Raw genomic sequence first — 26,159 nt, 5'->3', positions numbered from 1 at the left:
AGAATATACCTATATAGAAAGTATGGAACTAAAAGATCTTAAGGGCATTGGTCCAAAAACAGAAAAACTATATAACAAGCTCGGAATATATTCAGTTAATGATTTGCTGTATTTTTTCCCCAACACATATGTGAGCTTTCATAAACCTGTCCCCATAGGGAATCTTCAGGAGGGTGAAGTGCAGGCGGTGACAGGTATGCTGGAAAAAGATGCGGCTGTTGTCAGAATGCACGGACTCCTTATGACCAGTGTATATTTAAAGGATATTTCCGGAAGACTCAGGATCACCTGGTTCAATGCGCCCTTTCTCCGGAATACCCTGAGAGCCGGATCAATGTTTGTTTTCATGGGAAAAGTCGGAAGCTACAACGGCCAGAAAACCATGAACCAGCCAAAGCTCTTTTCTCCCGAGGCTTATGAAAAGAAAGTGGATACCCTTGAGCCTGTTTACAGTCAGGTGAAGGGCTTGTCCAATGCCTCCATCGTGAAAGCAGTCAGTCAGGCCATAGAGGTGGCTGAGTATAAGACGGATTTTGTCCCCGCTGCCATAAGATACAATAGAAACCTTATGGAAATGAAGGATGCTGTGGCACATGTTCATTTTCCGGATACCATAGAGGACTTTGAAAAGGCCAGAGGCCGTCTTGCCTATAATGAACTTTTTTTGTTTTCATTAGCCCTCGTGAAGAAGAAGCAGAATACGGAGGATCTGAAATCCTGCTTTAAGCTTACTCCTGATAAACGTGTAGATGATTTTATAAAAAAGCTTCCGTTCTCTCTGACAAATGGTCAGTCTGAAGCCATTAAAATCATAAGAAAAGATCTCTCTTCCGGAATGATCATGAACAGACTTCTTCAGGGAGATGTAGGTTCCGGAAAGACTATAGTTTCCTTTGTGGCCTGTCTTGAAACAGCACTTAACGGTTATCAGGCAGCTATCATGGCTCCCACAGAAATCCTGGCAGGTCAGCATTATGACAAAATGAAAAAGCTTCTGGAGGACAATGATCTGAACCTTAAGGCAGTGCTGGTTACGGGATCACTCAAGGCAAAAGAGCGACGGGAGATCTATGAGGAGATCGAAAACCATAAAGCAGATATAATCATAGGCACCCATGCACTGTTTCAGGAAAAGGTTATCTATAAAGATCTGGCTCTGGTGGTCACGGATGAGCAGCACAGATTCGGAGTCAACCAAAGAAAGACATTAAACGAAAAGGGAAGAAGTCCCCATATACTGGTAATGTCGGCGACCCCCATTCCCCGTACTCTGGCAATGCTTATGTATGCGGACATGCAGGTCTCTATGATAAAAGAGCTTCCATCCAATCGTTTGCCCATAAAGAATGCTGTTGTGAATGAAGGCTATCGTCAGAAAGCCTATAAGTTTATATACGACGAGATAAAGAAAGGAAGGCAGGCCTATATCATTTGTCCGATGGTTGAAGAGAATGATATTCTTGACCTTGAAAATGTTACCGACTATGTTTCGAAGATTCGGAGGGTGTTCCCCAAGGAGATAAAGGTAGAAAAGCTTCACGGGAAAATGAAACCCAAAGAAAAGGATGAAATAATGGAGCGTTTCCTGAAAAAGGAAATCGATATTCTTGTATCCACTACTGTGGTTGAGGTGGGCGTGGATGTGCCCAATGCCACAGTCATGATGGTTGAGAATGCAGAGCGCTTCGGACTTGCGCAGCTTCACCAGCTCAGGGGACGTGTGGGGAGATCCTCTCATCAAAGCTTTTGTATTTTTGTGGATACGGAGAATTCAAAAAAATCAAAGGAAAGACTTTCGATACTTGCGTCCTCCAATGACGGCTTCCATATAGCAGAGGAGGATCTCAGACTGAGGGGCCCCGGAGATATCTTCGGCATCAGACAGTCGGGAGCTTTGGATTTCAGTATTGCGGATATATATCAGGATAAGGAGCTCCTGCAAAAGGCATCGGAAGATGCAATTTATGTGTTTAGGACAGATCCTGGACTTGCAAATCCTGAAAACATGGAACTGAGACACGAACTTGATATGTTTCTGGAAGAAAGCTACGTTCTTTAGTATAAAATAAAGTTCATGGATAAGCATTTCCTCAGTTGTAAATAATGCATTCTTAATGTAGAATCATTTCGCGATGATGTTTTTGATAAGTGATGTACAGAACGTAATCAAGGTTTGATGATAAACTTATAATTGCAGGGTCGGATACAAGCTATATCATCTGGCTTATGACTGTCCCCCGGGAGGTAATGATATGAGAGTTATTGCAGGAACTGCAAGAAGACTTTTGCTTAAAACCATAGATTCGATGGATACACGCCCCACAACGGATCGTATCAAGGAAACCCTTTTTAATATGCTTCAGTTTGAAGTGCCGGGTATCGATTTCCTTGATCTTTTTTCCGGATCCGGAGGGATCGGTATAGAGGCTCTTTCCAGAGGCTCAAGGAGAGCGGTATTTGTGGAAAACAATCCGAAGGCAGTAGCCTGCATACAGGAAAACATTGAGCACTGTCGCTTTGAGGACAGATCCCTGGTTATGAGCTCGGACTATATGTCAGCTTTAAACCGGCTGAATGGAAAAGGTTATCACTTTGGTGTCGTTTTCATGGATCCTCCTTATAATAAGGGCTTTGAGAGAAAAGCTATGGAGCTGATGCATGACGCAGATTATGTTGATGACAATACTCTTTTTGTTATAGAAGCAGATCTTAATGATGATATATCGGAAGATATAACAAAAATGGGTTATGAGCTCCAAAAAGAGAAAACATATAAAACAAATAAACATGTTTTCTTCAAAAAACTGCAATAGTTTGGAAAATGTTGCTGTTTACAAGCGATAAGTTTACGTGCTATAAATATATACCGAGAAAGAAGAAGAGATATGATAGTAGGTGTTTATCCCGGTTCCTTTGATCCGATTACATATGGTCATCTTGATATTATAGAAAGAGCCTCGAAGATGGTTGATAAGCTGATAGTCGGGGTTCTCGTAAACAGCTCGAAAACTCCGTTGTTTTCGATGGATGAACGTGTTAGAATGATTGAGGATTTGACTCGGGATTATGCTAATGTCGAGGTCAGATCATTTGATGGCCTCACTGTGAACTTTGCAAGAGATTGCGGAGCGACAGTTATGGTCAGAGGGCTTCGTGCAGTAACTGATTTTGAGTATGAACTTCAGCTTGCACAGACCAACAAGGTCATAGCACCCGATATTGATACTATGTTCTTAACTACAAATCTTAAGTATTCTTATCTTAGTTCCAGTACGGTGAAAGAAATCGCCAGCTATGGCGGAATGATTCATGAATTCGTTCCGGAAAATGTAGAGAAAAAAATCAAAGAAAAATATAAAAAATAACGTAAGGGTGGAATAGATAAATGAGCAGAATAGAACAGTTAATTGGTGAGATTGAAGAATACATTGACGGCTGCAAATTTCAGCCTCTTTCAAATACAAAGATTCTTGTAAATAAAGAAGAGATGGAGGAGCTTCTCGTTGAGCTCAGACTCAGAGTGCCTGATGAGATAAAGAAATACCAGAAGATCATTTCACAGCAGGATGCTATTCTGGCTGATGCAAAGAGCCAGGCAGATGCTATGATCCAGGATGCTAAACAGCAGACTGAAGAGATGGTTTCAGAGAATGAAATCATGCAGCAGGCATACAACAAGGCCAATGAACTTGTTCAGCAGGCACAGGCACAGGCTGATCAGATCCTTGCCAATGCAACAGCCGAGGCAAACAGCGTTAAGGCCAGCGCTATTTCATATACAGATTCTATTCTTGCATCTATAGAAGCACTTATGAGCAATTCTATTTCTGAACAGCATCAGAGATTCCAGGCTATGCAGGATAGCATGCAGAAGACCTACAGTGTTGTTGTAAACAATAGAAGAGAGCTCAACAATGCTATGCAGCCTACACCTTCACAGGCTTCTGTTTCACCTATGGAGCCACAGTATAACGACGATTATGCTGCGCAGGATGATTATCAGAAGTAAGCATTGGCGGTCAGACTGATATAGAAGCGGATGCCGTTTAGAGCATCGAATATTCGGAATTTCCTGAAATGTTACAAACACAATCCATGTCTGAACAGGCTTACGACCATACCGGGATAGTACGGTGCCGGTCAGTAAAATGAAAAAAGGAGACGGTTCTCACCGTAGAACCGTCTCCTTTTGCTTTTGAATTTAAAAATCCGGGAACCACCTCATAGTGGTCCCCGGATTTTTGCAAGATGTTCATAGGGCAGGATGAGCCTGCCTTTATAAAGACCGCAGCCGTCATTCATGGTATTGTTATCCAAAGCGTTGAACATGTTGACATTAACTTTGGATAAATCTAAGTTTCTGAGTTCGATGATGCGGTTATAGGCTTCGTCAAAGTAAAGGTTTTCGCCAACAGGAATAGTGTTCCTCTGAACCAGAGGATTATCCTGCTTTTTCTCGTAAAAATAATGGTTTGCCGTACCTATCTCGGCATAGTCATCCATATCCTTTGTTCTTAGCTGAACTTCTGTGAAATTTCTGGAAATTCTGTCATAAAAGGTAATATGCAATGAGCGATATCCTGAGGAACGTGGATTAACTATATAATCCCTGTAATAGGGCATGACTGCACCGGACAGTAAGGGAGAAGTGTTTGGCTGTTTCAGATTGGCAAGCTCTGCGGTGAAACCGCGTTCTTCAAGAAACTCCGGCAGAACATTAGCCATTTCATACAGATACTTCAGTTCTTCTGTCTCGAGATCCTGTCCTTCCGAACGATTGCTTGGAGGAAGGGATATGACTATCCTGTAGGCGATAAGATCCCGGAAATTGTTCACCTTTGCCTTAAGTGCCGAAATAGGTGGATATTCATTGTGCTCAAGATAATAATCATAAATAAACTGCACGATGTAGCCGTTGAATTTCTTTTCGGCTCTTAATATGGATTTGATGCGTCCCTTTAAATTAAAGGATAAATAAGGATATTTTTCGGACAAATATATGTAGAAGTCCTGGATACGCTGGGATTCAGACGTAAGGAATTCATTATGTTCAAGGATTTCCGACAGCTCCAGTAAAAAATTACAATGAGCGATATCCAGCTGATTCCGGGTCAAAAGAGCATCTTTTTTCAGATCTGCACTGTACTTATGCAGAATTTCCAGAACAGTATAGCCTTCGTACAAATAATCATTAAGTTTAACCATAGCTAATTATAATTGAAATTTTTTTCTGAATCAGTTTTTGTATATGTTAAATGATGTTTATACAAGTAGATATTATCATACTTTGGTAAATCGTTCAAAAAATGTGAAATTATTATTTAATAAAAGGATATATTTTCGTAAAATGTGCCGACATATACGTACATGATAGTGAAAATATTTTCCGATTTGTGGATATGAAGGTTCAGGATGTTCCGCAGCATTCCGGAAGCTGTTTGTTGGAAGAAAACTGAGATTTACTTTTAAAAGGATTTTGTGATGAATGAGTATAATGTCATTGAAAACGGGAACAAGAAAACCGGTAGCTGGTATGGTTTTACACCTTTATCCGTTGTAGGTGATGTTTTAGCATACGCAGAAGATGTTTTGGGCAAGATCAAGACCGATTTTGATTTTCCAAAGCATTCTTTGGTTTATTTTGATTTCACCATTTTTGATCCTTCCACTGACAGTCAGGTGACAAATCAGGACAGCAAGACTATGGAGGACTTGTTTTCTGTTGTTCGTGACCTTTTTAAAGATGAACATATTTCACGTCTTTCTGAAGACAAGTATTTTTTCTGTTCTGAAACTTTTGGACTTATTGAAAAGCTTGAAAACCTGAATACGGCTGTTCTTTCTGGGGAAAAAGGAGAGCTCATACAGCTGAATGCAGGAATCTATAATATGAGTACAGACGATATTGCTGTTATGATCGATTGTGATCTTGCTAAGATTGCCTGTGACCATATAAGAGACGATCCAGACAGGTTTTATTGCGTTTATAAGCCGGGATTTGATAAAACCGATGCCCTTGAAGCCTATATTCTTGAAAATGTTGATTCAGCATTGGCCTCCGGCAATATCGAAGTTTATTATCAGCCCATCATCAGGACTCTTTCCGGAAGGGTTGCTGGGGTTGAAGCATTGGCCCGCTGGATCGATCCTGTAAAGGGAGTTATTCTGCCCCTTAGATTTATCGGTGCCCTGGAAAATAACGGACTATCCTATAAGGTTGACGAGTATATCGTTTCAAAGGTGACATATCCATCGGGGACGGTTCTCGCCGGCGAGAACCGTCCCCGATGGATACGTGTAACTAAAAAGAAGAAGGAGAGGGGTTTCCTCTCCTTCATTTCTGTCAGTTCAATTTAAAATCTGCGGGGAAATCATCGTAGAACAATGAAAGAAATCTGGGGGTTCCCTTGATGCCCAGTTCATCCAAAAGCTTTGCGAAAATCTCATCCAATTCTTCTTTAGTGAGATTTTTGTCTGAATCCGTCATTTCCCAAGGATATAAGGGCATCCACAGGAGACAGTCTCCGAAGAATTCTTCTCCCACGAAACCAAGAAAACCGGTTGTGCCATGGTCTATATTGAGAACCAGGCCGATTATGTAGGGAAAAAAGTCCATGCCATGGTCATAAAGTACAGACTCAAAATCATTGTCACTTATTTTGTTATCATAATAGAGCCAGCCCAGCATATCATCCAATTCAACTTCGGGATAGAGACTTTGAACGATACCTCTGTGCTTTGTTATGAAGCTGATGACAGCTCCGCAGCTGAGATCATTTAGCTGGATGCCATATCCGCTTATGGCTCCTTTTCCGAAATCACGTTTGTTTATACCCATTTCACAACCCTTCCTTTATGAAATCTACATGCTGTTTCTTATTTGATTTTTACCCGTTCCAAATATCCTTACTTAATTTAATGATACCATAACGAAAGATTTAAATGTAGTTGCTTAATAAAAAAGTGCGAGGCAAAACACCTCGAACTTTTCAGCATTAAAGGACCGTAGAAAGAAAAACGTCTTTCATACAGACCGGCGGTCAATGGATGAGCAGAGGAGGAAAAACTCAACTGTTCTAATTAAAGCTTCATATCTCCGGGGTTCACCCAGCCAAGTTTTGTAAAGAACATATTGAATACCGGGCACAAAACTGCGGGAAGGATGAAGCATATCAGAAATAAAGCAATCCAGTCATTTGCTGTGATAGCAGCCTTTGTACCGGCCTGAATGTCATTAAGCCAGCCTGTGTAAACACCGATCTGTCCGACAAATCCGCAGGTTCCCATACCGGATGAAATAGGAGTTCCGTTCATCTGCATTTTGAAAACGCAGGTTGCGAGAGGTCCTGTGATGGCGGAACAGAGTATAGGTGCGATCCATATACGTGGATTCTTAACTATGTTTCCCATCTGAAGCATGGAGGTTCCTATACCCTGGGATACGAGACCGCCCACGCCGTTTTCTTTATAACTCATAAATGCAAAGCCTACCATCTGGGCACAGCAGCCTGCAACTGCGGCACCTCCCGCAAGTCCCGTAAGGCTTAAAGCCGCACATATGGCAGCGGAAGAAATAGGAAGTGTCAATGCTATGCCCACGATAACAGACACTAAAATCCCCATTATGAAAGGCTGCTGAGCGGTAGCCCACATGATGAGAGTTCCTGTTTTCATGGCTGCTTTACCAAGTGCCGGGGCCCACAGAGCAGAGAGGAAAATGCCTATACCTATAGTCAGAAGAGGAGTTACAAGAATGTCTATCTTTGTCTCCTTTGATATGGCTTTACCTGCCTCAGCTGCGAAGATTGCCACAAAAAGTACCGCGAGAGGTCCGCCTGCACCGCCCAAAGCATTGGAAGCGAAGCCTACAGTTATGAGAGAAAACAGAACCAATGGCGGGCAGTGAAGTGCATAACCGATGGCAACAGCCATTGCCGGACCGCTCATTGCGGAAGCAAGTCCGCCGACGGTGTATTTCGTTCCGGCGATAGTTGCCACTGTGTTGGTCAGAAACGGAATATGGAGCTGTGAACCAAGTGTGTTAATGATGGTTCCTATAAGAAGTGAAGCAAAAAGTCCCGGTGCCATGGCACCCAGAGCATCGATAAGATAACGTTTCACTGAAATCTCGATATCCTTACGTTTCAGAAATGATTTGAAGTTTTCCATAGTATCCCCCTTAGACGTAAAACGAATGATAAAATCCGTGATACGGATCAAATTGCAAAGTTAATAGGAATGATAAAATATTGTCATCCGAAGAAACTGCAATTGAGAAACATTTTACACTAAAGAAGAGATATATAAAATTATATTTTTGAATAGCTACTATTATTTTTTATGAATTTTGTAAAAATAAAAAATCTTTTGTTATAGTAAAAATAATTTCTGCCGATATAATAGATAGTAAAGAAATTTCGTGCAACAAATTTGCAAAACCGGGTGAGTAATTGTACGGGTCTAAAATGTGTGTCGGCAGCAAATGGCAGGATTTGTATGTAAACTCACCGATTAGTCTTGATATAGCCGGTTAGATTGACATCTGTGTGTCAGATATAAACGGCGGAAATCATGCATTTATAGATGAGGAGGTATTTCATTCATGGTTATTAACGAGACTAGAATTTACAAGAACATTGCGGACGGAAAACATGCTGCCGTTATCAATGAAGAGGAGGGTAAGATCACTCTTGTCACGGGAATGGCAAACATTTTCACTGTTACCGCAAAAGAACTTGCATCGGCATTTACACCGACCCATAATACGTTTTCTTTGGAAGACATGGATCTTTGGCAGTTGCAGGTGCTGGACAGATAAGACGATCACCTTGGCGGGCGACCGTCTTTTTTTATTGGGGGAAAACAGTTCAGCCGGCAATGGCTCGCAAAGACCGTGGTCGGCTCTTTTCCCCACCATCCGGAGTTATTGGAACCACTGATTGACCTTAAAACTCAGAATTCAGAATATAAGTCAATGTAATCTGTCATTCAGTATGACTCAAATCCTGATTACCTGAAATTGAGTCAATGTAACCTGTCATTCAGTATGACTTAAATCCTGATTACCTGAAATTGAGTCAATGTAACCTGCCATTCAGTATGACCCAAATCCTGATTACCTGAAATTGAGTCATTATAACCTGCCATTCAGGATGACTCAAATGCTGGTAAACGGAATTTGGGTCAATGTAATGCCTTGTTCACTGCGAAAATAAGGCATACCGGCTGAACTGTTCTACATATCAATCAAACTTGCATGTCGCCCTGAAAATATATAGAATAAAAATCTGTACAGTAAAGAGCAACTTTAAAATGTTTTTGAGGTTTTTAATATATGAATAAAATTGTGATTTCGGATGTTGATGGAACTTTGGTGAAGGATGGGACTTTGGATATCAATCCGGAGTATTTCGAAGTGGTAAAGGAATTACTGGATAAAGGGATTCAGGTGGTGATTTCCAGCGGCAGGTCTTTCTCCAGTGCTTCGAAGCTTTTAGGTTCATTTGTGAATGAATTATATTTTATTTGCGATGGCGGAACCAGCATATGGAAGGATGGGAAGATCATCAAAAACTTTCCTATGGAAGAAAGTCTCTGGAAGGGGTTGTTCAGGGATGCAATGAAGATTCCGGGGTGTGATGGTTTTATATCAACAGGAGCTTCAGGATATGCACTTGATCCGGATAGTGAGATGTATCGCTGGCTTACTGAGTCCTATGGGTTTGAAATGACTCCTATGAAGGATATCGATGATATAAAGGATCCGGTTATCAAACTTTCGGTTTTTCATGGTGTTGACTGCGAGGAGGCATGCAGGGAAGGCTTTACTCCGAAATGGAAGGATAAAGCGAAGATTGCTTCAGCCGGAAGTGCCTGGATGGATTGTGTGGAGAAGAATGCAAGCAAGGGGACTGCATTAAAGTGGCTTCAGGAGTATCTCGGCATCGGTAAAGTGGATACTTATGCCTTCGGAGATAATATTAATGACATAGAAATGCTAAAAAGTGCCGGACACAGCTACGCTGTCGGAAATGCGAGAGATGAGCTTAAGGCTGTTGCAGATGAAGTGATAAAGCCGTATTGGGAAGATGGCGTACTTGAGGTACTAAAGTCATTACTCTGATAATCAGTTTTCCCGAGGATTCCGGAAAACTCACTTTGCGAGATACGGTTTTTGATGATGTCAAAACCGTTCTTACGGATATCAAAGCATCTACGGATATCAATGCATCTATGTAAATCAGATATTCTATAGATGAATAAACTCAATATGATCGAGGAAATGAATGACTTTTAAAATATCTCTGCCGGTATTGTTACTGGCATTTTTCTTTCTTCTTTCCTGTGGAATATCAAATCCCATGCGGGAATCTTCGCAGGAATTTTCCGAAGAAACGTTAAGACAGGAATCTGTAAACGAAAAATCCGAAACAGAAGCCTATATAGAAACGTCATTGGAAGCTGTTCAGATAATGTCAACATATGCCGGCGAAGGTTCAAAGCTTGATGGCATATATGTGCCTGCAGTCTTCAATTATTCCGGGGGCAGCGGCAGGGTGACGATATCCTGTGAAGAGGTTGAGCTTTCAGGCGGAGAGGCGATAGCTTCCATAGCTTTTTCAAGCCCGAATTATGAGTATATCCGTGTTGATGATTTAAAGATCACCGGAGAATATACGGAGAAAACATCGACTTTCAAGGTCCCCGTGAAGCTTGATGAGGAGATGACGCTCATTGGCTGCACCACGGCTATGTCCTCACCTCATGAAATTAGCTACACGATATACATTTCTCTCGATGAAATATCGGGAGCGACAAATAACCCTGCTAGTAGTGCCGGAGTAAAAGATCAGATCAATGATCTGTCTTTAAATCTTACAAAGGATATTTCCACCATAGAAGGCCTGAAATATGATCATTCTATGGAGCTGAAGTATGCAAAGGGATTTGCGGTTCATTATTATGAAAATGATGTAAAGCTTATTTCTGTTATAGATGGAAGCCGGTATCTTGTAATTCCGGAGGGAGCCGAAGAACCGGGCAAGCTTCCGGAAAACACCACTGTTATCAGGAAACCTGTCAGCAACATATATCTTGCCGCAACGAGTGCCATGTCACTTTTTGATGCCATGGGAGCTATGGATACCATCGGTTTTACCGGCACAGATGTGTCAGGCTGGAGCATTGAAGCACCAAAGGAAGCATTGGAATCCGGAAGGATGAAGTTTGCGGGAAAGTACAGTGCGCCGGATTATGAAATGTTGCTTACCGGAAACTGTGGACTGGCTATAGAATCCACCATGATCCTTCATGAGCCCAATGTGAAGGAGCAGCTTGAGGCTTTGGGAATTCCGGTTTTTACAGACTGGTCCAGCTATGAAACTAGTGCTCTGGGGCGCACAGAATGGATACGTTTGTACGGAGCCTTACTTGATGAAGAGGAAAAGGCGGAAGCATTCTTCAAGGATGAAGTGTTGCGGTCAGGGGCCGATACCGGCTTCGAAAAGACGGATAAAACCGTTGCCTTTTTCCATTTCAACACCCGGGGGCTCGCCATAGTCCGGGATTCGGGAGATTATGTTTCTGCCATGATAAGAGACGGCGGCGGCATCAATGTTTTCGATTCCATCGACTCCGGAAGTACGGGCATATCTATGGAGGAGTTCTATTCAAAAGCTTCCGAAGCAGATTTTCTCATCTACAACACAAACATCGATACGGATGTAAAAACCCTCAGCGACCTTCTGAACAAAAGCCCGCTGCTAAAGGATTTCAAAGCGGTAAAGGAGGGTAATGTTTACCTTATTGACAGGAAATTCTATCAGTCCACCGACAGGGTTTCCGAATTCGCGAAGGACATAAACATCATTTTGACCGGCAAAGATGAAGCTGCGTCTTTTCTTGTGAAATGCAGTTAATGCACCGGATAATAAGTGCCATAAGTGAAAAGAGTTGTTTATTTATATAGTTCTTAAAAGTGGGCTAAATAATAATGATTGAAAATAACACTAAAAAAAGAATACATCGATATCTATGTGTCGGCATCTTTCTGGTCCTGGCATTTTCTGCCGTATTTGTACTCAACCTTACAACAGGCAGTGTGCCGGGTTCGGTAAAAGAGATCCTTGAAGCCCTGACAGGTAAAGCCGGTGATTCCAATGTTGTGAAGATCATCCGGATCATCAGGCTGCCGAGGGTTATCATGGCGGCCCTTCTGGGCGGGGCTCTTGCGGTATCCGGGTTTCTGCTTCAGACCTTTTTCGGAAACCCCATAGCCGGACCTTTTGTGCTGGGAATCTCTTCAGGAGCCAAATTCACGGTTGCCCTCAATATGATTTTCTGGGTAAATATGTCAAAATCCGGCTCATCGCTTGCCATGATTCTTTCAGCCTTTGCAGGAGCACTTTTGTCAACAGCATTCATTATTCTTGTTTCGGGCAGCGTCCGGCATAAAGCGGGACTCTTAGTGGCCGGCATCATGATAGGCTATATATGTTCCGCGGCTACGGATTTTCTTCTGACCTTTGCTGAGGACAAGGACATCATTAATCTGCGAGGGTGGTCCATGGGAAGCTTTTCCGGTATGAGCTGGGACGGGGTTTTTGTATCCACCGTGGTTATAGGCATTACCCTCATCATCACGTTTCTTTTATCTAAACCCATAGGGGCACTACGGCTTGGAGAGAATTATGCAAAAAGTATGGGTGTCAATGTTAAGGTCTTCCGCATAGTCATCATACTTTTATCAAGTGTTCTTTCAGCATGTGTAACCGCCTTTGCGGGACCGGTTTCTTTTGTGGGTATAGCAGTTCCGTTTCTATCAAAACAGATGCTTAAAAGCTCGGATCCTGTGGTACTGATTCCGGTATCCTTTATGAGCGGTGCGGTTTTCTGCATGCTATGTGATCTTATTGCAAGATGTACCTTTGCTCCGACGGAGCTTAATATCAGCACCGTTACAAGTATTTTTGGAGCGCCGATAGTTATTTTTATGCTGATGGACAGGAGGCTGGATGGAAAGGCCTGAAAATTACACCGACAAAAAAGCCCTGAAACAGAAGGGATCTTCTGCAGGGGATGACAGTGATGCCGCCATGAAAAATATCATCAGACCCAACGGACTTTCCGTCAGGGATGACAGTGATGTCGCCATGAAAGATATCATCCGGCTCAACGGACTTTCCGTCGGGTATGAGGGTGATGCCATCATAGAGAACATTGATCTTGAAATCGGAAAGGGAGAGATAGTTACCCTGATAGGACCAAACGGAGCCGGGAAGTCCACTATTTTAAAGACTATCTCAAAGCAGCTTGAACCGGTTTTGGGAGCTGTCTATGTGAGCGGACGGGAGCTTAGGAAATTTGGTTCTTCAGAGCTTGCGAAAGTTCTGTCGCTGCTTCTCACCGAACGTATCGATCCGGAATATATGACCGGCAGAGACATTATCGAAACCGGAAGATATCCTTACACAGGAAAAATGGGGATACTGAACGAAAAGGATCATGCTGTGGTGGATGGGATCATAAAGCTTCTGGGAATTTCAGAGCTTGCCGAAAGACCCTTCAGGAAGCTCAGCGACGGGCAGAAACAGAGGATACTTATAGGAAGAGCTCTTGCCCAGGAGCCGAAGATACTGATACTGGATGAGCCCATGTCTTATCTCGACATTCGCCACAAGCTTGAACTGATAGAGATACTTAAAAAGTTGAGAAGTGAAAAGAATATCACCATAGTCATGTCACTTCATGAATTTGAGCTTGCCAGAGTTATTGCGGATAAGGTCATATGCGTAGGGGAAGAGGGCATCAGCAGGGCAGGGAAACCGGAGGAAGTGCTTCAGCCGGATGTGCTTAAGGAGCTTTACGGCATTACGGATGAGCAGTTTAAACTGTTGTTGCAATCCATGAGATTAGTGTTATAAATAGGATATCAATGTCGTTTTACCTGTCGTTGGCTGCAGTATATAGTACAGGGGGATACCTGAGAAGTGCAGCGGACGATTTGATAAATAGTTAATTTGGGGAGGAAAAATGAAAAAGAGAAAACTTACTGTTCTTTTAGCTGCAGTGCTTACATCAGTCACGATGGCAGCCTGCGAAAGCACAAGTGTACCTGAAGCAGGTGCAGAAACTGAAGCGGCTGCGGTTCAGGAAACTGAAACGGCTGAAGAAACAACAGGGGGAGCAAAGGAAGAAACCACTGCTGCATCAGGGGAAGCAAAAGAAGAAACCACCGCTGCATCAGGTGAAGCTTCCGGAGAGGATGATAAGGCAAAAGCCGATCATGTAGCGGAACTCATTGATGCCATCTATGTTCAGGAAAGAAACGATGACACGGATGATCAGTGCAGGGAGGCAAAGGAAGCCTGGGACGCCCTTACAGATGAGCAGAAGGAAATGGTTGAAGGTGAACATGCGGATCCCGATTATTTCGGAAGAGACACCGGCGATGCTTCAAAGGACGATCCTTTGAATGCGGACGACATTGGCGAAAACGAACTTCTGGTGGTAAGCTTTGGTACTTCCTTCAATAACAGCAGAGCAGAAGACATTGGCGGTATCGAAAAGTATCTTGCAGAGGAATTCCCGGACTGGTCAGTAAGAAGAGCTTTCACAGCACAGACCATCATTAACCATATACAGGCCCGTGATGAGGAAAAGATCGATAATGTTGAGCAGGCTCTGGAACGCGCAGTTGAAAACAAGGTAAAGCATCTTGTGGTTCAGCCTACACATCTCATGCATGGTGCGGAGTATGACGAGCTCTGCGACATACTTGCAGATTATGAAGATATGTTCGAGAGTGTCACCGTTGCCGAGCCTCTTCTTGGAGAGGTAGGAAAAGATGCGGATACCGTAAATGAAGACAAGGAGTCTGTAGCTGAGGCGATCACTGAGGAAGCGGTCAAAACCGCCGGCTTCAAGGATATAAAGGATGCAGAAAAAGACGGTACTGCTTTTGTATTTATGGGCCACGGAACCTCTCATACGGCAAAGGTGACCTACAGCCAGATGCAGGCACAGATGGAAAAGCTTGGATATGCCAATGTTTTCATCGGAACTGTTGAGGGTGAACCTGAGGATACAGCCTGTGAGGCGGTTATCGAAAAAATTAAGGATGCCGGCTACAGGAAGGTTATTTTGAGACCTTTAATGGTGGTTGCCGGAGATCACGCAAACAATGACATGGCCGGGGACGAGGATGACTCCTGGAAGAGCATGTTCCTTGCTTCGGAAGCATTTGACAGCGTGGACACACAGATCGCAGGTCTTGGCAGCATAAAGGAAGTTCAGGAGGTTTATGCCGCGCATTCCGGTGCTGCCATCAAGGCTTCACAGAAATCAGCCGGAACCAAAAGAACCACAGAAGAAGTAACTGCCCTTGAGGACGGAGAATATGATGCAAAGTTCACCACCGACAGCAGCATGTTCCATGTAAACGAGGCTAATGCAGACCTCGGAAAACTTACCGTGGAAGACGGGAGGATGACTATCCATGTAAGTCTTGCTTCAAAGAACATAGTGAAGCTTTTCCCGGGACTTGCAAAGGATGCAGAAAAAGCAGGGTCAAAGATATTAGAGCCGACTACGGATGAAGTTACCTATTCCGACGGAACAAAGGAAGAGGTATATGGCTTCGATATCCCGGTTGAGGAACTGGATCAGGAATTCGACCTTGCCCTCCTTGGAGCAAAAGGAAAATGGTACGATCATAAGGTGAAGGTGACATTGGCCTGACCATTTGATTTTTTGTATAGGCTTTGGTATTATCTGTTTACTGCTTTTTGCCGATTAGTATAATAAGAAACTAATCCCGGCGGCTTTTTTGGAGCCTGGTTTTCACAGGGATGGTTTCGGCTGATCAGCTTGGAACATCTGAAGTTCCGTGGCTCTCACGATTAAAAATTGTGAGCAGAGAGAGGACACATGTATGAATGCTATTAAGAAAAAAATAAATGGTTTTGAAGATCATTATATTTTATATATCTATGATGCAGATGACAGGGTGTACTCTGCATACATGGGGAAGGGCGATGAAGATCTGCTCATACTTCTGGACAGGTCTCAGGATGACAGATTTCAGGTAATGGAGGATTTTGTCGCCTACGTGGATGGACGTATAGAAGACGGCTCCATCGTTTCCACCTACGATAAACTGGCTGAGACGGTTGTTAAATGCACCAATGACAAGCTTCAGGAATTTAACCGGGATATAGAGCGGCTTGATAAGAAATATAATGATTCAAAAGCAGAGCTTGAGAAACAATCTCAAAAGCTTAAGCAGGATATGGGAGATGCGGTTGATGTAAATGGCATACAGGAAATAGATATTAACTCACCTTTGGGAAGACATATCATGGAGGCCCTGAGGGATCGCTTAAGTGCCATGTCTGCTGCACCACAGCCCATACCGTCCATGTTCCCTTACGGCAGAGCTTTTCAGATGAGGGCCAATGTTGACAAGGATGGAAGGGTTTCCTTCGGACCGGATGACGTCAGCAACATGATGACGGAAATCCTCTCCAACATCATAGTTGCAGAAGTAAAGAGCGGAAGAAACCTGAGTGAGGCCCTGGCAGATGTGGACAACATCGTAAATACGGTTTCTGCCAATGCCGCGAAACTGACCTTGAGATTTCGGTCTTGACATGTTGTCTTATATAAGCCGTCATAAAACAGAATTTAAGTTCTGACTGATATTGGTTGATCCTTTTAAGGATTTAACTGATATCAGTTTTTTTTTATAAAAATATATATATTTGTAAAAAAATGTCGAAATAAAGAAGTGTAGGATATTGGAGCAGGCCGAATTATGAATTTAAGATCAAATAAGATAAAACAGGAATTTCATGAACGTGTCATGGTGGTGATCATAGGTGTAGCCATCAATGTCGGCATGTCTTTTCTGGTGGCAAAATTTGGATTGCCTTTATATTTTGACACCATTGGAAGCATTTGGGCAGTTGTACTGGGAGGCGTATTCCCGGGTGTTTTGACTGCTTTTGTCACAAATATCATAAGTAATTTTTACATGGACGGTACTCTGTATTTCGCTTTTATAAACGTCCTTGTTGCGATTTATACAGATTACTTTATAAAGAAGTACAGTTTTCAAAAGCCGGGGGAGCTTTTACGACTTGGCATCGCTGCCGGAATCCTTTGCGGAACCTTAGGAACCTTTGTGAGTATGATAATACTCGGAAAAAGCCTGAGCCTGTCCATGAATGTTTTCACGGAAGCTCTTTCGAAATCATTGCAAATATCATTTACTTTGGCATATTTTATCATAAACATATTTTTCAATATCCTCGATAAGATAATATCTGTATTCACTGTATCATTTTTGCTTCGTTTCATTCCGGATGAAAAAAAGACAGCTATCCGTAAGGGTATATGGAAACAGAGACCGCTTACAAAGATAGAGCTTAATGAAATAAAGGAATGGGAAAAGGATCTTAAAAAATCCTCCAGGATCAGGATGATATCTGTTCTGATAAGTATTTCCGTTATTTTATGCGCCATCATGGGGTGGATAGGAGGAAGCCTGTTCTTTGAAAACGAAATAAGGGAAAGGACAAATAATGCACATAATGCTGTTTTATTTGCCGCTTCTGTTATAGATCCTGACAGAGTTGAGGATTATATCAGAAAGGGCAGAAATGCCGAGGGATACGATGAGACGGAAGAGCTGCTTTACAAAATCCGCAGCAATGCCTCCGGGGTTGAGTATCTGTATGTTCTTAAAGTTGAGGAAGAGGGATGTGTATTCATTTTCGATCTTGCTACGGAAAATGAAGCCATACACTATGAGCCTGGTGATTTCAGCCCTATTGAAGAAGCATTTTATCCCTATTTGCCGGATCTTCTTCAGGGAAAGGAGATCAGTCCCATAGAAAACAACAGTTTTGGTAAATGGCTTATGACAGTTTACCATCCGGTCAAAGATAAGGAAGGCAACTGTGTCTGCTATGTGGGTGCTGATGTAAGTCTTGATTACATGGCGATGTATGTCAGGACATTTTTGCTGAGGGTCGCCATCATTCTTTCCGGATTCTTACTGGTGATACTTGTTTACGGACTCTCTGTTACAGACATGTATACTTCTTACCCTATAAGCAGTCTTGCCAAGTGCGTAGACAGCTTTTCGAATTCCGGATATGACCAGGAAACCCTGGACAGGAATATAAGGGTTCTGAGAAAACTGGATATACATACGGGGGATGAGGTTGAGAAGCTGTATACATCTGTTTGTGAGCTGACGCTGAATCAGGCTGAACAGATGAGAAGGCTGAGACGCTTGTCAGAATCGACTGCCATGATGCAGGATGGTCTTATCATAACCATGGCGGATATGGTCGAAAACCGTGATTCCGATACGGGAGCACACATTCAGAAAACAGCGGCCTATGTAAAGATAATTGTTGAGGGTCTTGTAAAAAAAGGCTATTATCCGGAAAAGATCACTCCTAAGTTCGTCTCAGATGTTGTCAGAAGTGCCCCCCTGCATGATGTCGGAAAGATCAATATACCTGACAATGTACTTAACAAGCCGGGAAAACTGACACCTGAAGAATTTGAGATAATGAAGACCCATACTATTCACGGTAAGAAGATAATCGAAAATGCCATAAGCACTGTAAATGGTGAAAACTATTTAAAGGAAGCACGTAATATGGCATCATATCATCATGAGAGATGGGATGGAAAAGGGTATCCTGAGGGGCTGCATGGTGAGGTGATACCACTTTCGGCTAGGATAATGGCAGTTGCGGATGTTTTTGACGCACTTACCTCCCCCAGAGTATATAAACCTGCGTTTCCCATTGATGAAGCGCTGGAGATACTTAAGGATGGGTCAGGAAAGCAATTTGATCCAAAATGTGTAGAGGTTTTTTTTGAGGCGCTTCCGGAAGTCAAGGTGATACTTAGAAAGTATAACAAGACAGAATAAGTAGGAGTATTGGAACTTATGATGTATCGAGCTTATAAAAAACTGATCATGCTGATAACTGTCATGTGTATGGTTTTTTCGGTTTTTGGGGCTGTGGATGCTGTTGCCGCAGATCAGTACACCGGCACATCAGAGGCAGAACAGGAAAGGACAGGGGGAGGTTATGCCGCAACAGGACAGATAAGCGGAATGTCATATACCACCGAGATATATGATGCTCAAAACGGGCTGCCCACCTCCGATGCCATGTGTATCTGCAGTGGGTCAGACGGACATATCTTTATAGGCGGCTACAGCGGAGTTATTTGTTACAACGGTTCAAAATTTGAAAGACTTGATTCAACTGACGGCCTTACAAGTGCAAGAGATATATATGAAGACAGTAAAGGGAGGATATGGGTAGGCACAAATGATAATGGAGTGATTCTGATAGAAGGAGAAAAAAGGATCCACTATACATATGAAGAAGGACTTCCTTCTTCATCGATCCGTGCTATATGCGAGGATGGTAAAGGTAATATTTACATAGGGACTATCTCCGGAATGGCTTATATAACTGTTTCGGGAGAAATACTTCAGCTTTCTGACAGCAGGGTAGATGGTCATCGCATAATGAGACTTGGGAAAACCCCGGATGGCAGGGTGTACGGACTTACCTCAGAGGGAGACATTTTTCTTATAAAAAACGGTGCCTTTTCTGAGATACATGGCAGCAATGAGCTGGGGATAAAAAAAATATCTTCGATAATCCATGATCCGGAAAGTAACGGCAAATTCTATATGAGCACCGACAGCAAAGAGATTTACTATGGGGATTTTGGCGCTGTCTCAATGGATATGAAAAGGATCTCCATAGCGCCGATAAAGAATGTTGAATGGCTGAGCTACAGCTGCGGCAGGGTTTTTGTGATGTCCTCGGATACAGTGGGCTATCTTGATGAATCAGACAAATTACATATACTTTCTGATATAAAGCTTAACAGCGGCATTGAGAGGATGATTTCTGATTATCAGGGGAATTTATGGTTCGCCTCTTCTAAACAGGGCGTCATGAAGCTTGTTTCAAACAATTTTATCGACCTGACCGAAGCAGCAGGTATAAATAAAGATGTTGTTAACGCAGTGTGTCTGACAGGAGACAGTATACATATCGGTTCCGACTCGGGATACACAGTCCTCAATATGAATGGGGAGCCCATAGATGATGAGTTATGCAATTTCCTGAAAAATAACAGGATAAGGTGCATCACAAAGGATTCCGGCGGGAACATCTGGGTATCTGTATATACTAACGGTGTGGGACTTGTAAAAAGGTCAGTTGATGGCCAGATAACCAGATATACCGGAAAGGACGGACTGCCTTCTGATGAGATAAGATGTACAGCTGAGGCTGATGATGGCAGCATGCTTGTGGGTACAAACGAAGGTCTCGCAGTCATAAAGAACGGAAAGGTCATCAGGACCTATAGTCATAAGGATGGCATGTCAAACTCCACCATCCTGACCGTTGCTCAGGGTACTGACGGTAAAATATATATGGGTACCGACGGCGGAGGGCTATATATCGCTGAAGGTGATCAGGTTGCCAGGATAAGCCGCGAGGATGGTCTCACGAGTGATGTTGTTCTCAGAGTAAAGAATGATCCCGTAAGGGATGTTGTCTGGGCAATAACCTCAAACTCTATTCAGTATTTCAGGAATGGAAGCCTGAAACAGGTTTCGGGATTCCCCTATAGCAACAATTATGACATATATTTTGACGAGGATGATAAGCTTTGGATCCTCTCCTCTTTGGGGCTTTACGTTGTCAAGGACAGGGAAATGCTGTCAGATGCTGTAGATCATTATGATCTATATACCGTTAATAACGGACTTCCATATGCCATCACCGGAAATTCCTTCAGTGCCATGAACGAAAACGGGGAAATGTTCATTGCGGGAAGGCAGGGAGTCATAAAAACCAATGTTAAAGATATTTACGCCGGCAGTTCATATATAAAGACTAAGCTGGAATATATAGATTGTGACGGGTCTAAAATATATCCTGATGATGAAAAGCATTTTACCATACCCTCGGATGTAAGCAGGGTAAAGATAGTTCCGGATATTTTTGATTATTCCGTTTCTGATCCTCCGGTACATATATATCTTGACGGAGTATCTGATGAAGGTGTTTTTGAAGAGAGAAGTAAGCTTAGTACCCTGGAGTATACCAATCTTCCCTATGGTGTTTATGAGCTTCATATCGAGATATACAAAAATGACAGAAGGACGCTGATTTCGGAGAACACATATAAGATTAATAAGATACCGAGGATAGGAGAGCTGCTCATCACTAAGCTTCTCCTGATTCTCCTTGCGGCAATACTTATGGGACTTGTGGTTTGGCATACCATGAATACGACCATCATTCGCAGACAGTATGAGGAGATACGGCATGCAAAGGATGAGGCTGAGCGTGCCAATAGTGCAAAGACGAGGTTTCTTGCCAATATTACACATGAGCTTCGGACTCCCATAAATACCATCATGGGAATGGATGAAATGATATTAAGAGAAGATGCAAAGGGTGTTCCCATGGGATATTTTATGTCCATTATGAATTACGCCATGGATATCAGAAATGCTTCGGAATCACTTCTTAGTATCATTAATGATTTCCTCGATATCTCCAGAGTGGAATCAGGAAAGATGCAGGTCTCAGAACAGTCCTATGATTTGCAGGAGCTTCTTAGATCCGTTGTCTCCATGATCAAGGTGAGAAGTACCGAAAAAGAGCTTACCTTTGATGTTGTGGTTGATGAAATCTTGCCGAAACAGCTTTTGGGAGATAGCGGGAAGATCAAGGAAATAATATTGAATCTTCTTACAAATGCAGTCAAGTATACAGAAAAAGGGGGATTTATCCTACAGGTATCAATGAATGAACGGAAGGATGATATATGTAAAATTGTTTTTTCTGTTAAAGATACCGGAATAGGAATAAAGCCCGAGGATCAGGACAGACTTTTTACGGCCTATGAGCGTCTGGATCAGGATAAGAACATCAATATCATGGGAACCGGTCTCGGACTTGATATCTCGAAAAGATTTGCGGAGCTGATGAACGGAACCCTGGTATGTAAAAGTACTTACGGAAAAGGTTCTGAATTTATCTTCACAGTCACTCAGAAGATTCTGGATGCTGCCCCCATGGGGGTATTCCTTGAGCATGATGATACCTCCATCAGGGGAGCTTACGTTCCGCAGTTCATTGCTCCTGATGCGGATGTGCTGGTGGTTGATGATACACCAATGAACCTGAGTGTCATAAAAGGTCTTCTGAAGCCTACAAAGATATTTGTTACAACTGCAACAAGCGGTGAAGAGTGTCTTGAAAAGCTTAAGGAAACAAAATTCAATATCGTCCTGCTGGATCATATGATGCCCGGAATGGACGGCATAGAAACTGTAGAGAAGATAAGGGAAGACTATCCTGAGCTTCCTGTGTATGTCCTTACTGCAAATGCTGCCCTGACTGAGGAATATTATATCTCCAGAGGCTTTAACGGAAGACTTAGCAAGCCTGTAGACAGCCTTGTTCTGGAAAAAACCATCATGAAGCATCTGCCGGATGAGATGATGCAAAAACCGACGGATACGGAAACCGTTGATGAACCTGTATCCATGCCTGATAATATGATGTGGATATATGGAACAGATGGAATAGATGCGGAGGAGGGTATCAAAAACTCAGGTGGAATCAGCAACTATATTTTTGCTCTCAAATTATTCTATGAAACCATTGACGAAAACTCAAAAGTCATCAAGGATGCCTTTGAAAGCCGGAATATAAGACTTTACACCATCAAGGTACATGCTTTGAAGAGCTCGGCAAGGATAATCGGAGCCCTGGCTCTGAGCCAGCTTGCAGCCAGACTGGAAGCGGCCGGTGATGAGGAGGACTTAGAACATATTGAAGCCCATACAGACATGCTTCTTTCGGAATATGAAACATTTAAAGGGAAGCTTCAGAGAATTGAAGCAAAGCAGTCTGACAGCAGTATGGAGCCTGTTCCGGAGGAAGAACTCCGTGATGCTTATGAAGCGCTGAAGGAAATTATTCCGCAGATGGATTATGATTCGGTGGAAATGATAGTCGAGCAGCTCAGTAAGTATAAGCTGCCGGATACAGATGCTGAAAAGCTCAGAGAACTTGCGGGGATGCTGAAAAAACTGGACTGGGATGGAATGGAAGAGATGTTCTGCCGGTAAGCCATGATCTTTATAATACATAAATGGTGTTTTTTTCAATGCTTCTAAAGGGAAGGATTTTTTATGGGATTTCTTTACACTTTCAAAGTGAAGCTGATGGCAGGTGTTACATGATCGAATTTTTAGCATTACACCAACTAAATATAATGCTCATTCTGGGAAGCATATGCGGAATGACTGCTTTCTTCAGTCTTGTCTCAAGATCTGTCAGCTTCAGGAGAAAAGCTTCCATGATCGGTATGGAGCTTTCAGCAATGGTGCTGTTGTTTGCTGACAGATATGCTTATATTTATCGCAGCCAGGCAGATCCCTTCGGCTTCTTTATGACCAGGATCTCCAATTTTCTGGTTTTCAGTATGATCATAGCCGTGCTGTTTTCGGTGAATCAATATATAAAGGATATATGCATACACGATGTCGGATTAAATAAAGTCCCGAAGCTTCTGTATGTAAATGACGAGCTTTCTCTGGTAGGAGAGCTCCTGATCATCATTTCGCAGTTTACCGGATTGTATTATACCTTTGATGAAACCAATCATTATGTCAGGTCTCCGGGATTTGTAATATCCTATTGCGTACCAATTCTGATCGCAGCAATTCAGCTCATGGTAGTCAGCAGACTATACCACCGGCTTCGAAAAAAGATCATCATCCCACTCTTGATATTTACGATCCTTCCGATAGCTGCAAGCATTATACAGTATTTTGTATATGGCATATCCATCATTAATATCAGCCTGGCGGGAATGGTGGTGATCATATATATTTGCGTGCTTATCGATATGAATGAAACTCTGGACAGAGCCCACAAGCTTGAAATGGAAATCCTTCATGAAGAAAAGATGAGCATGAAGAGGATGTTTGATCAGACTGCAACGGCATTTGTTGCCGCTATTGAGAAAAAAGATCCTTTTCTTCAGGGGCATGCTTCAAGAGTTGCGAATATAGCAAGACGTATCGGCAGCCTGAGCGGAAAAAATGAAGAGGAATGTGAAAAGATTTATTATGCGGCATTGCTTCATGATATCGGTATGGTGGGCTTGCCTGACAGTCTTATAGGTAAGACTGATGACCTGACAGAAGAGGAATATGAGATAGTAAAGAAAAAACCTCTGATGAGTTGGGAAATACTGTCAAGTATAACCGAGTATCCATATCTTAGCCAAAGTGCCCGGTACAGTTATGAAAGATTTGACGGAAAAGGTTACCCTGAAGGCTTGTCAGGGGATCTGATACCTGAGATATCCAGGATCATCTCGGTTGCGAATTCCTATGATGCCATGGTTACTAAAAAAAGATTCAGGGGACCACTTCCTATGCAGATAGTCAGGGAGGAGCTTTTTAATGAGTCAGGCGGACAGTTTGATCCTCAGTTTGCCGGTATCATGATACAGATAATTGATTCTGACAGCAAAGAGATATTGGATGGAACAGAGACAGCCATACAAAAGGAAATAGAATGCAGGAAATACAGGGATCAGTTCACCATCGGTGTCCCGATATTAAACAATATATGTAAGGTAAGATTTAAGTGCAAGGCGTGGGAACAGGAAACAGGCCCGGCAATACCATCCATAATTCTTTTTGAGTCTTTTGACCGACATGTTCATGGTAATGCAAAATCCATTGAGGCTTATAACTATTCTGAGTACGGAGAGCTGTGGTTTGATGGTCATATCATATCAACGGGAGCAAGGAATACAGAAGTTAAGGTCACAGAAAATACTTTTGTATATAGCCGTACACATAAAGAAGATAATGTTGTATATGATGACAAAGAAGATAAAGCTTTAGTCAAAAAAGAGGATCATGAACATTATTTTGAAATTGTTATGGGAAGATATGAGGATCATATAAAGCTTCAGCTCCTAAGTGCGAAAAAAACAGTTGATGCTGTCATTGCTTTACCCAATAAGTCAAAATCCGCATTCCTTGCCCTTACCGGAGAAAATTGCCGTATATATGATATTGAAACTGAACAGACAGAAAAAGCAGTACAAAAGGGTGAAATTCCACGTATCGCTGAAGAAATCAGTTATATTGAAAGACTGACATCGGATATTCCGAATGTACAGGTGGATCGAGACAGAACAGCTTCAACCGAAGCTATCGAGATCAAGGACTGGACACAGCTAAAATTCCATTCAATGACTCTTCCGTCAGCAAGCCTTGTGTGGGACTGCCCCTACATCGTTATTTTCTCGTCTGACGACAGGAAGGTTAAGGGAATGGGGTATCATGAGTATGCTCTCATCAAGCTGAATGGTGAAAATGAGAACAGCAATGAGTATGCCGAGAACAAGTTTACCATGAAAAAGACCGAGGCGTTTACTTCCTGGGAGGACTGGAAGCGTCTCAACAAGGATGGTGTGGAATATGAGGTGGTTTTCCTGCGTAAGGGGAATCGCATAATACTGAATTCCGAGAATCTGGGCATCTTCATCGAGAATACCACCAGGGTTCAGGATGGGGCAAAGAAGATTTACGCCGCCATCACCGGAAATCAGGTGGCCATCACGGATATCAGGATACAGTAAACAGCTGAGACAGGCGGCTTCAGATGATTTAGTCCGTAACAGTTAAGCCAGGATGCCTTGTTCGCTGCGAAAATAAGTTACTGTTCACACCCCTACTATTTCATATTGTTAAAAACGCTGAATTTAAAAATATATTTTTCAAAGGATCCGAGACGCTGTTGTGGACAGCCTCTCGGATTTTTTAAATTAACTCCTATATCATCTGTGTAATCCACAATTCGCGGTTTATTCTGGTACATATGTCAGAAAATGTGGAAATCCATGTCCGATTTTTTTCGGTTTCTGACGAATCATAAGCTTATACACATGTCATTTTGACGGAATGTCAAATCCTTGAAATTCGCGTAAAATCGAGCTTTTTGCTATACTTTTTTCAGGAGAAACAGTCATGGGAAAACAGGAAGAAAAAATCATAG

The 26,159-nt window shown here is 42.5% G+C and carries 18 protein-coding genes; 15 read left to right on the top strand and 3 right to left on the bottom strand.

Annotation, left to right across the window (positions count from 1 at the left end):
* The first annotated feature begins 22 nt into the window (after positions 1-22).
* The 4 genes from recG (at position 23) to G625_RS19310 (ending at position 4,009) form a co-directional block, all read left to right on the top strand.
* Entirely contained in the window at positions 23-2,059 is a 2,037-nt protein-coding gene (gene recG, locus G625_RS0109980; RefSeq protein WP_044932239.1) for an ATP-dependent DNA helicase RecG, read from the top strand.
* A gap of 193 nt (positions 2,060-2,252) precedes the next feature.
* Positions 2,253-2,813, top strand: a complete 561-nt coding sequence (rsmD, locus tag G625_RS0109975) for a 16S rRNA (guanine(966)-N(2))-methyltransferase RsmD (protein WP_029201010.1) — start codon at positions 2,253-2,255, stop codon at positions 2,811-2,813.
* 72 nt (positions 2,814-2,885) lie between these two features.
* A complete protein-coding gene (coaD, locus tag G625_RS0109970; RefSeq protein ID WP_029201009.1) occupies positions 2,886-3,365 on the top strand; it encodes a pantetheine-phosphate adenylyltransferase in 480 nt (159 codons plus the stop codon).
* A gap of 20 nt (positions 3,366-3,385) precedes the next feature.
* Entirely contained in the window at positions 3,386-4,009 is a 624-nt protein-coding gene (locus G625_RS19310; protein WP_044932235.1) for a hypothetical protein, read from the top strand.
* Positions 4,010-4,221: 212 nt separating this feature from the next.
* Here G625_RS19310 and G625_RS0109960 read toward each other — a convergent pair whose 3' ends face one another.
* Entirely contained in the window at positions 4,222-5,205 is a 984-nt protein-coding gene (locus G625_RS0109960; RefSeq protein WP_029201008.1) for a guanosine polyphosphate pyrophosphohydrolase, read from the bottom strand.
* Positions 5,206-5,481: 276 nt separating this feature from the next.
* On the opposite strand from G625_RS0109960, the gene G625_RS21285 reads away from it, so the two are divergent.
* Positions 5,482-6,357, top strand: coding sequence for an EAL domain-containing protein (locus tag G625_RS21285; protein ID WP_049895841.1), 876 nt, complete (start codon positions 5,482-5,484; stop codon positions 6,355-6,357).
* Here the strand turns inward: G625_RS21285 and G625_RS0109950 are convergent.
* A complete protein-coding gene (locus tag G625_RS0109950; protein WP_029201007.1) occupies positions 6,344-6,838 on the bottom strand; it encodes a hypothetical protein in 495 nt (164 codons plus the stop codon). The genes G625_RS21285 and G625_RS0109950 overlap by 14 nt on opposite strands.
* A 242-nt stretch (positions 6,839-7,080) precedes the next feature.
* Complete coding sequence (locus G625_RS0109945; protein WP_029201006.1) at positions 7,081-8,169, bottom strand: PTS transporter subunit IIC; 1,089 nt, start codon at positions 8,167-8,169, stop codon at positions 7,081-7,083.
* A 433-nt stretch (positions 8,170-8,602) separates the two neighbouring features.
* On the opposite strand from G625_RS0109945, the gene G625_RS0109940 reads away from it, so the two are divergent.
* The 10 genes from G625_RS0109940 to G625_RS0109895 all read left to right on the top strand — a co-directional run bounded on the left by G625_RS0109940 (position 8,603) and on the right by G625_RS0109895 (position 25,743).
* Positions 8,603-8,818 carry a hypothetical protein gene (locus tag G625_RS0109940; RefSeq protein WP_029201005.1) on the top strand — a complete coding sequence of 72 codons (216 nt, stop codon included), beginning with the start codon at positions 8,603-8,605 and terminating at the stop codon, positions 8,816-8,818.
* Between the two features lie 516 nt (positions 8,819-9,334).
* On the top strand, positions 9,335-10,123 hold the full coding sequence (locus tag G625_RS0109935) for a Cof-type HAD-IIB family hydrolase (protein ID WP_029201004.1): 789 nt from the start codon (positions 9,335-9,337) through the stop codon (positions 10,121-10,123).
* A gap of 163 nt (positions 10,124-10,286) precedes the next feature.
* Positions 10,287-11,918, top strand: coding sequence for an ABC transporter substrate-binding protein (locus G625_RS0109930; protein ID WP_049895840.1), 1,632 nt, complete (start codon positions 10,287-10,289; stop codon positions 11,916-11,918).
* Positions 11,919-11,992: 74 nt separating this feature from the next.
* Complete coding sequence (locus G625_RS0109925; RefSeq protein WP_044932232.1) at positions 11,993-13,027, top strand: FecCD family ABC transporter permease; 1,035 nt, start codon at positions 11,993-11,995, stop codon at positions 13,025-13,027.
* Positions 13,014-13,922, top strand: coding sequence for an ABC transporter ATP-binding protein (locus G625_RS19300; RefSeq protein ID WP_049895839.1), 909 nt, complete (start codon positions 13,014-13,016; stop codon positions 13,920-13,922). The genes G625_RS0109925 and G625_RS19300 overlap by 14 nt, the downstream gene beginning before the upstream one ends.
* 109 nt (positions 13,923-14,031) lie before the next feature.
* Positions 14,032-15,738, top strand: a complete 1,707-nt coding sequence (locus G625_RS19295) for a sirohydrochlorin cobaltochelatase (RefSeq protein ID WP_084152844.1) — start codon at positions 14,032-14,034, stop codon at positions 15,736-15,738.
* Positions 15,739-15,931: 193 nt separating this feature from the next.
* On the top strand, positions 15,932-16,648 hold the full coding sequence (locus G625_RS0109910; RefSeq protein WP_029201001.1) for a hypothetical protein: 717 nt from the start codon (positions 15,932-15,934) through the stop codon (positions 16,646-16,648).
* A 165-nt stretch (positions 16,649-16,813) separates the two neighbouring features.
* Entirely contained in the window at positions 16,814-18,952 is a 2,139-nt protein-coding gene (locus tag G625_RS0109905) for an HD-GYP domain-containing protein (protein WP_029201000.1), read from the top strand.
* An 18-nt stretch (positions 18,953-18,970) separates the two neighbouring features.
* Entirely contained in the window at positions 18,971-23,206 is a 4,236-nt protein-coding gene (locus G625_RS19290; protein WP_044932230.1) for a two-component regulator propeller domain-containing protein, read from the top strand.
* Positions 23,207-23,316: 110 nt separating this feature from the next.
* Positions 23,317-25,743, top strand: coding sequence for an HD domain-containing phosphohydrolase (locus G625_RS0109895; RefSeq protein WP_029200999.1), 2,427 nt, complete (start codon positions 23,317-23,319; stop codon positions 25,741-25,743).
* Positions 25,744-26,159: the final 416 nt, after the last annotated feature.

The organism is Oribacterium sp. NK2B42 (assembly GCF_000424445.1).
GTDB lineage: Bacteria > Bacillota > Clostridia > Lachnospirales > Lachnospiraceae > Oribacterium.
This window is presented reverse-complemented; position numbering and strand designations above follow the sequence as displayed.

Bases quoted from the DNA above. Each gene is read 5' to 3' on its own strand.
- G625_RS21285 (WP_049895841.1), top strand. From the start codon at position 5,482: ATGAATGAGTATAATGTCATTGAAAACGGGAACAAGAAAACCGGTAGC.
- G625_RS0109930 (WP_049895840.1), top strand. From the start codon at position 10,287: ATGACTTTTAAAATATCTCTGCCGGTATTGTTACTGGCATTTTTCTTT.
- G625_RS19290 (WP_044932230.1), top strand. From the start codon at position 18,971: ATGATGTATCGAGCTTATAAAAAACTGATCATGCTGATAACTGTCATG.
- G625_RS0109910 (WP_029201001.1), top strand. From the start codon at position 15,932: ATGAATGCTATTAAGAAAAAAATAAATGGTTTTGAAGATCATTATATT.
- G625_RS0109935 (WP_029201004.1), top strand. From the start codon at position 9,335: ATGAATAAAATTGTGATTTCGGATGTTGATGGAACTTTGGTGAAGGAT.
- G625_RS0109895 (WP_029200999.1), top strand. From the start codon at position 23,317: ATGATCGAATTTTTAGCATTACACCAACTAAATATAATGCTCATTCTG.
- G625_RS0109940 (WP_029201005.1), top strand. From the start codon at position 8,603: ATGGTTATTAACGAGACTAGAATTTACAAGAACATTGCGGACGGAAAA.
- G625_RS0109950 (WP_029201007.1), bottom strand. From the start codon at position 6,838: ATGGGTATAAACAAACGTGATTTCGGAAAAGGAGCCATAAGCGGATAT.
- coaD (WP_029201009.1), top strand. From the start codon at position 2,886: ATGATAGTAGGTGTTTATCCCGGTTCCTTTGATCCGATTACATATGGT.
- G625_RS0109960 (WP_029201008.1), bottom strand. From the start codon at position 5,205: ATGGTTAAACTTAATGATTATTTGTACGAAGGCTATACTGTTCTGGAA.
- G625_RS19310 (WP_044932235.1), top strand. From the start codon at position 3,386: ATGAGCAGAATAGAACAGTTAATTGGTGAGATTGAAGAATACATTGAC.
- rsmD (WP_029201010.1), top strand. From the start codon at position 2,253: ATGAGAGTTATTGCAGGAACTGCAAGAAGACTTTTGCTTAAAACCATA.
- G625_RS0109945 (WP_029201006.1), bottom strand. From the start codon at position 8,169: ATGGAAAACTTCAAATCATTTCTGAAACGTAAGGATATCGAGATTTCA.
- G625_RS0109905 (WP_029201000.1), top strand. From the start codon at position 16,814: ATGAATTTAAGATCAAATAAGATAAAACAGGAATTTCATGAACGTGTC.
- G625_RS19295 (WP_084152844.1), top strand. From the start codon at position 14,032: ATGAAAAAGAGAAAACTTACTGTTCTTTTAGCTGCAGTGCTTACATCA.
- G625_RS19300 (WP_049895839.1), top strand. From the start codon at position 13,014: ATGGAAAGGCCTGAAAATTACACCGACAAAAAAGCCCTGAAACAGAAG.
- recG (WP_044932239.1), top strand. From the start codon at position 23: ATGGAACTAAAAGATCTTAAGGGCATTGGTCCAAAAACAGAAAAACTA.
- G625_RS0109925 (WP_044932232.1), top strand. From the start codon at position 11,993: ATGATTGAAAATAACACTAAAAAAAGAATACATCGATATCTATGTGTC.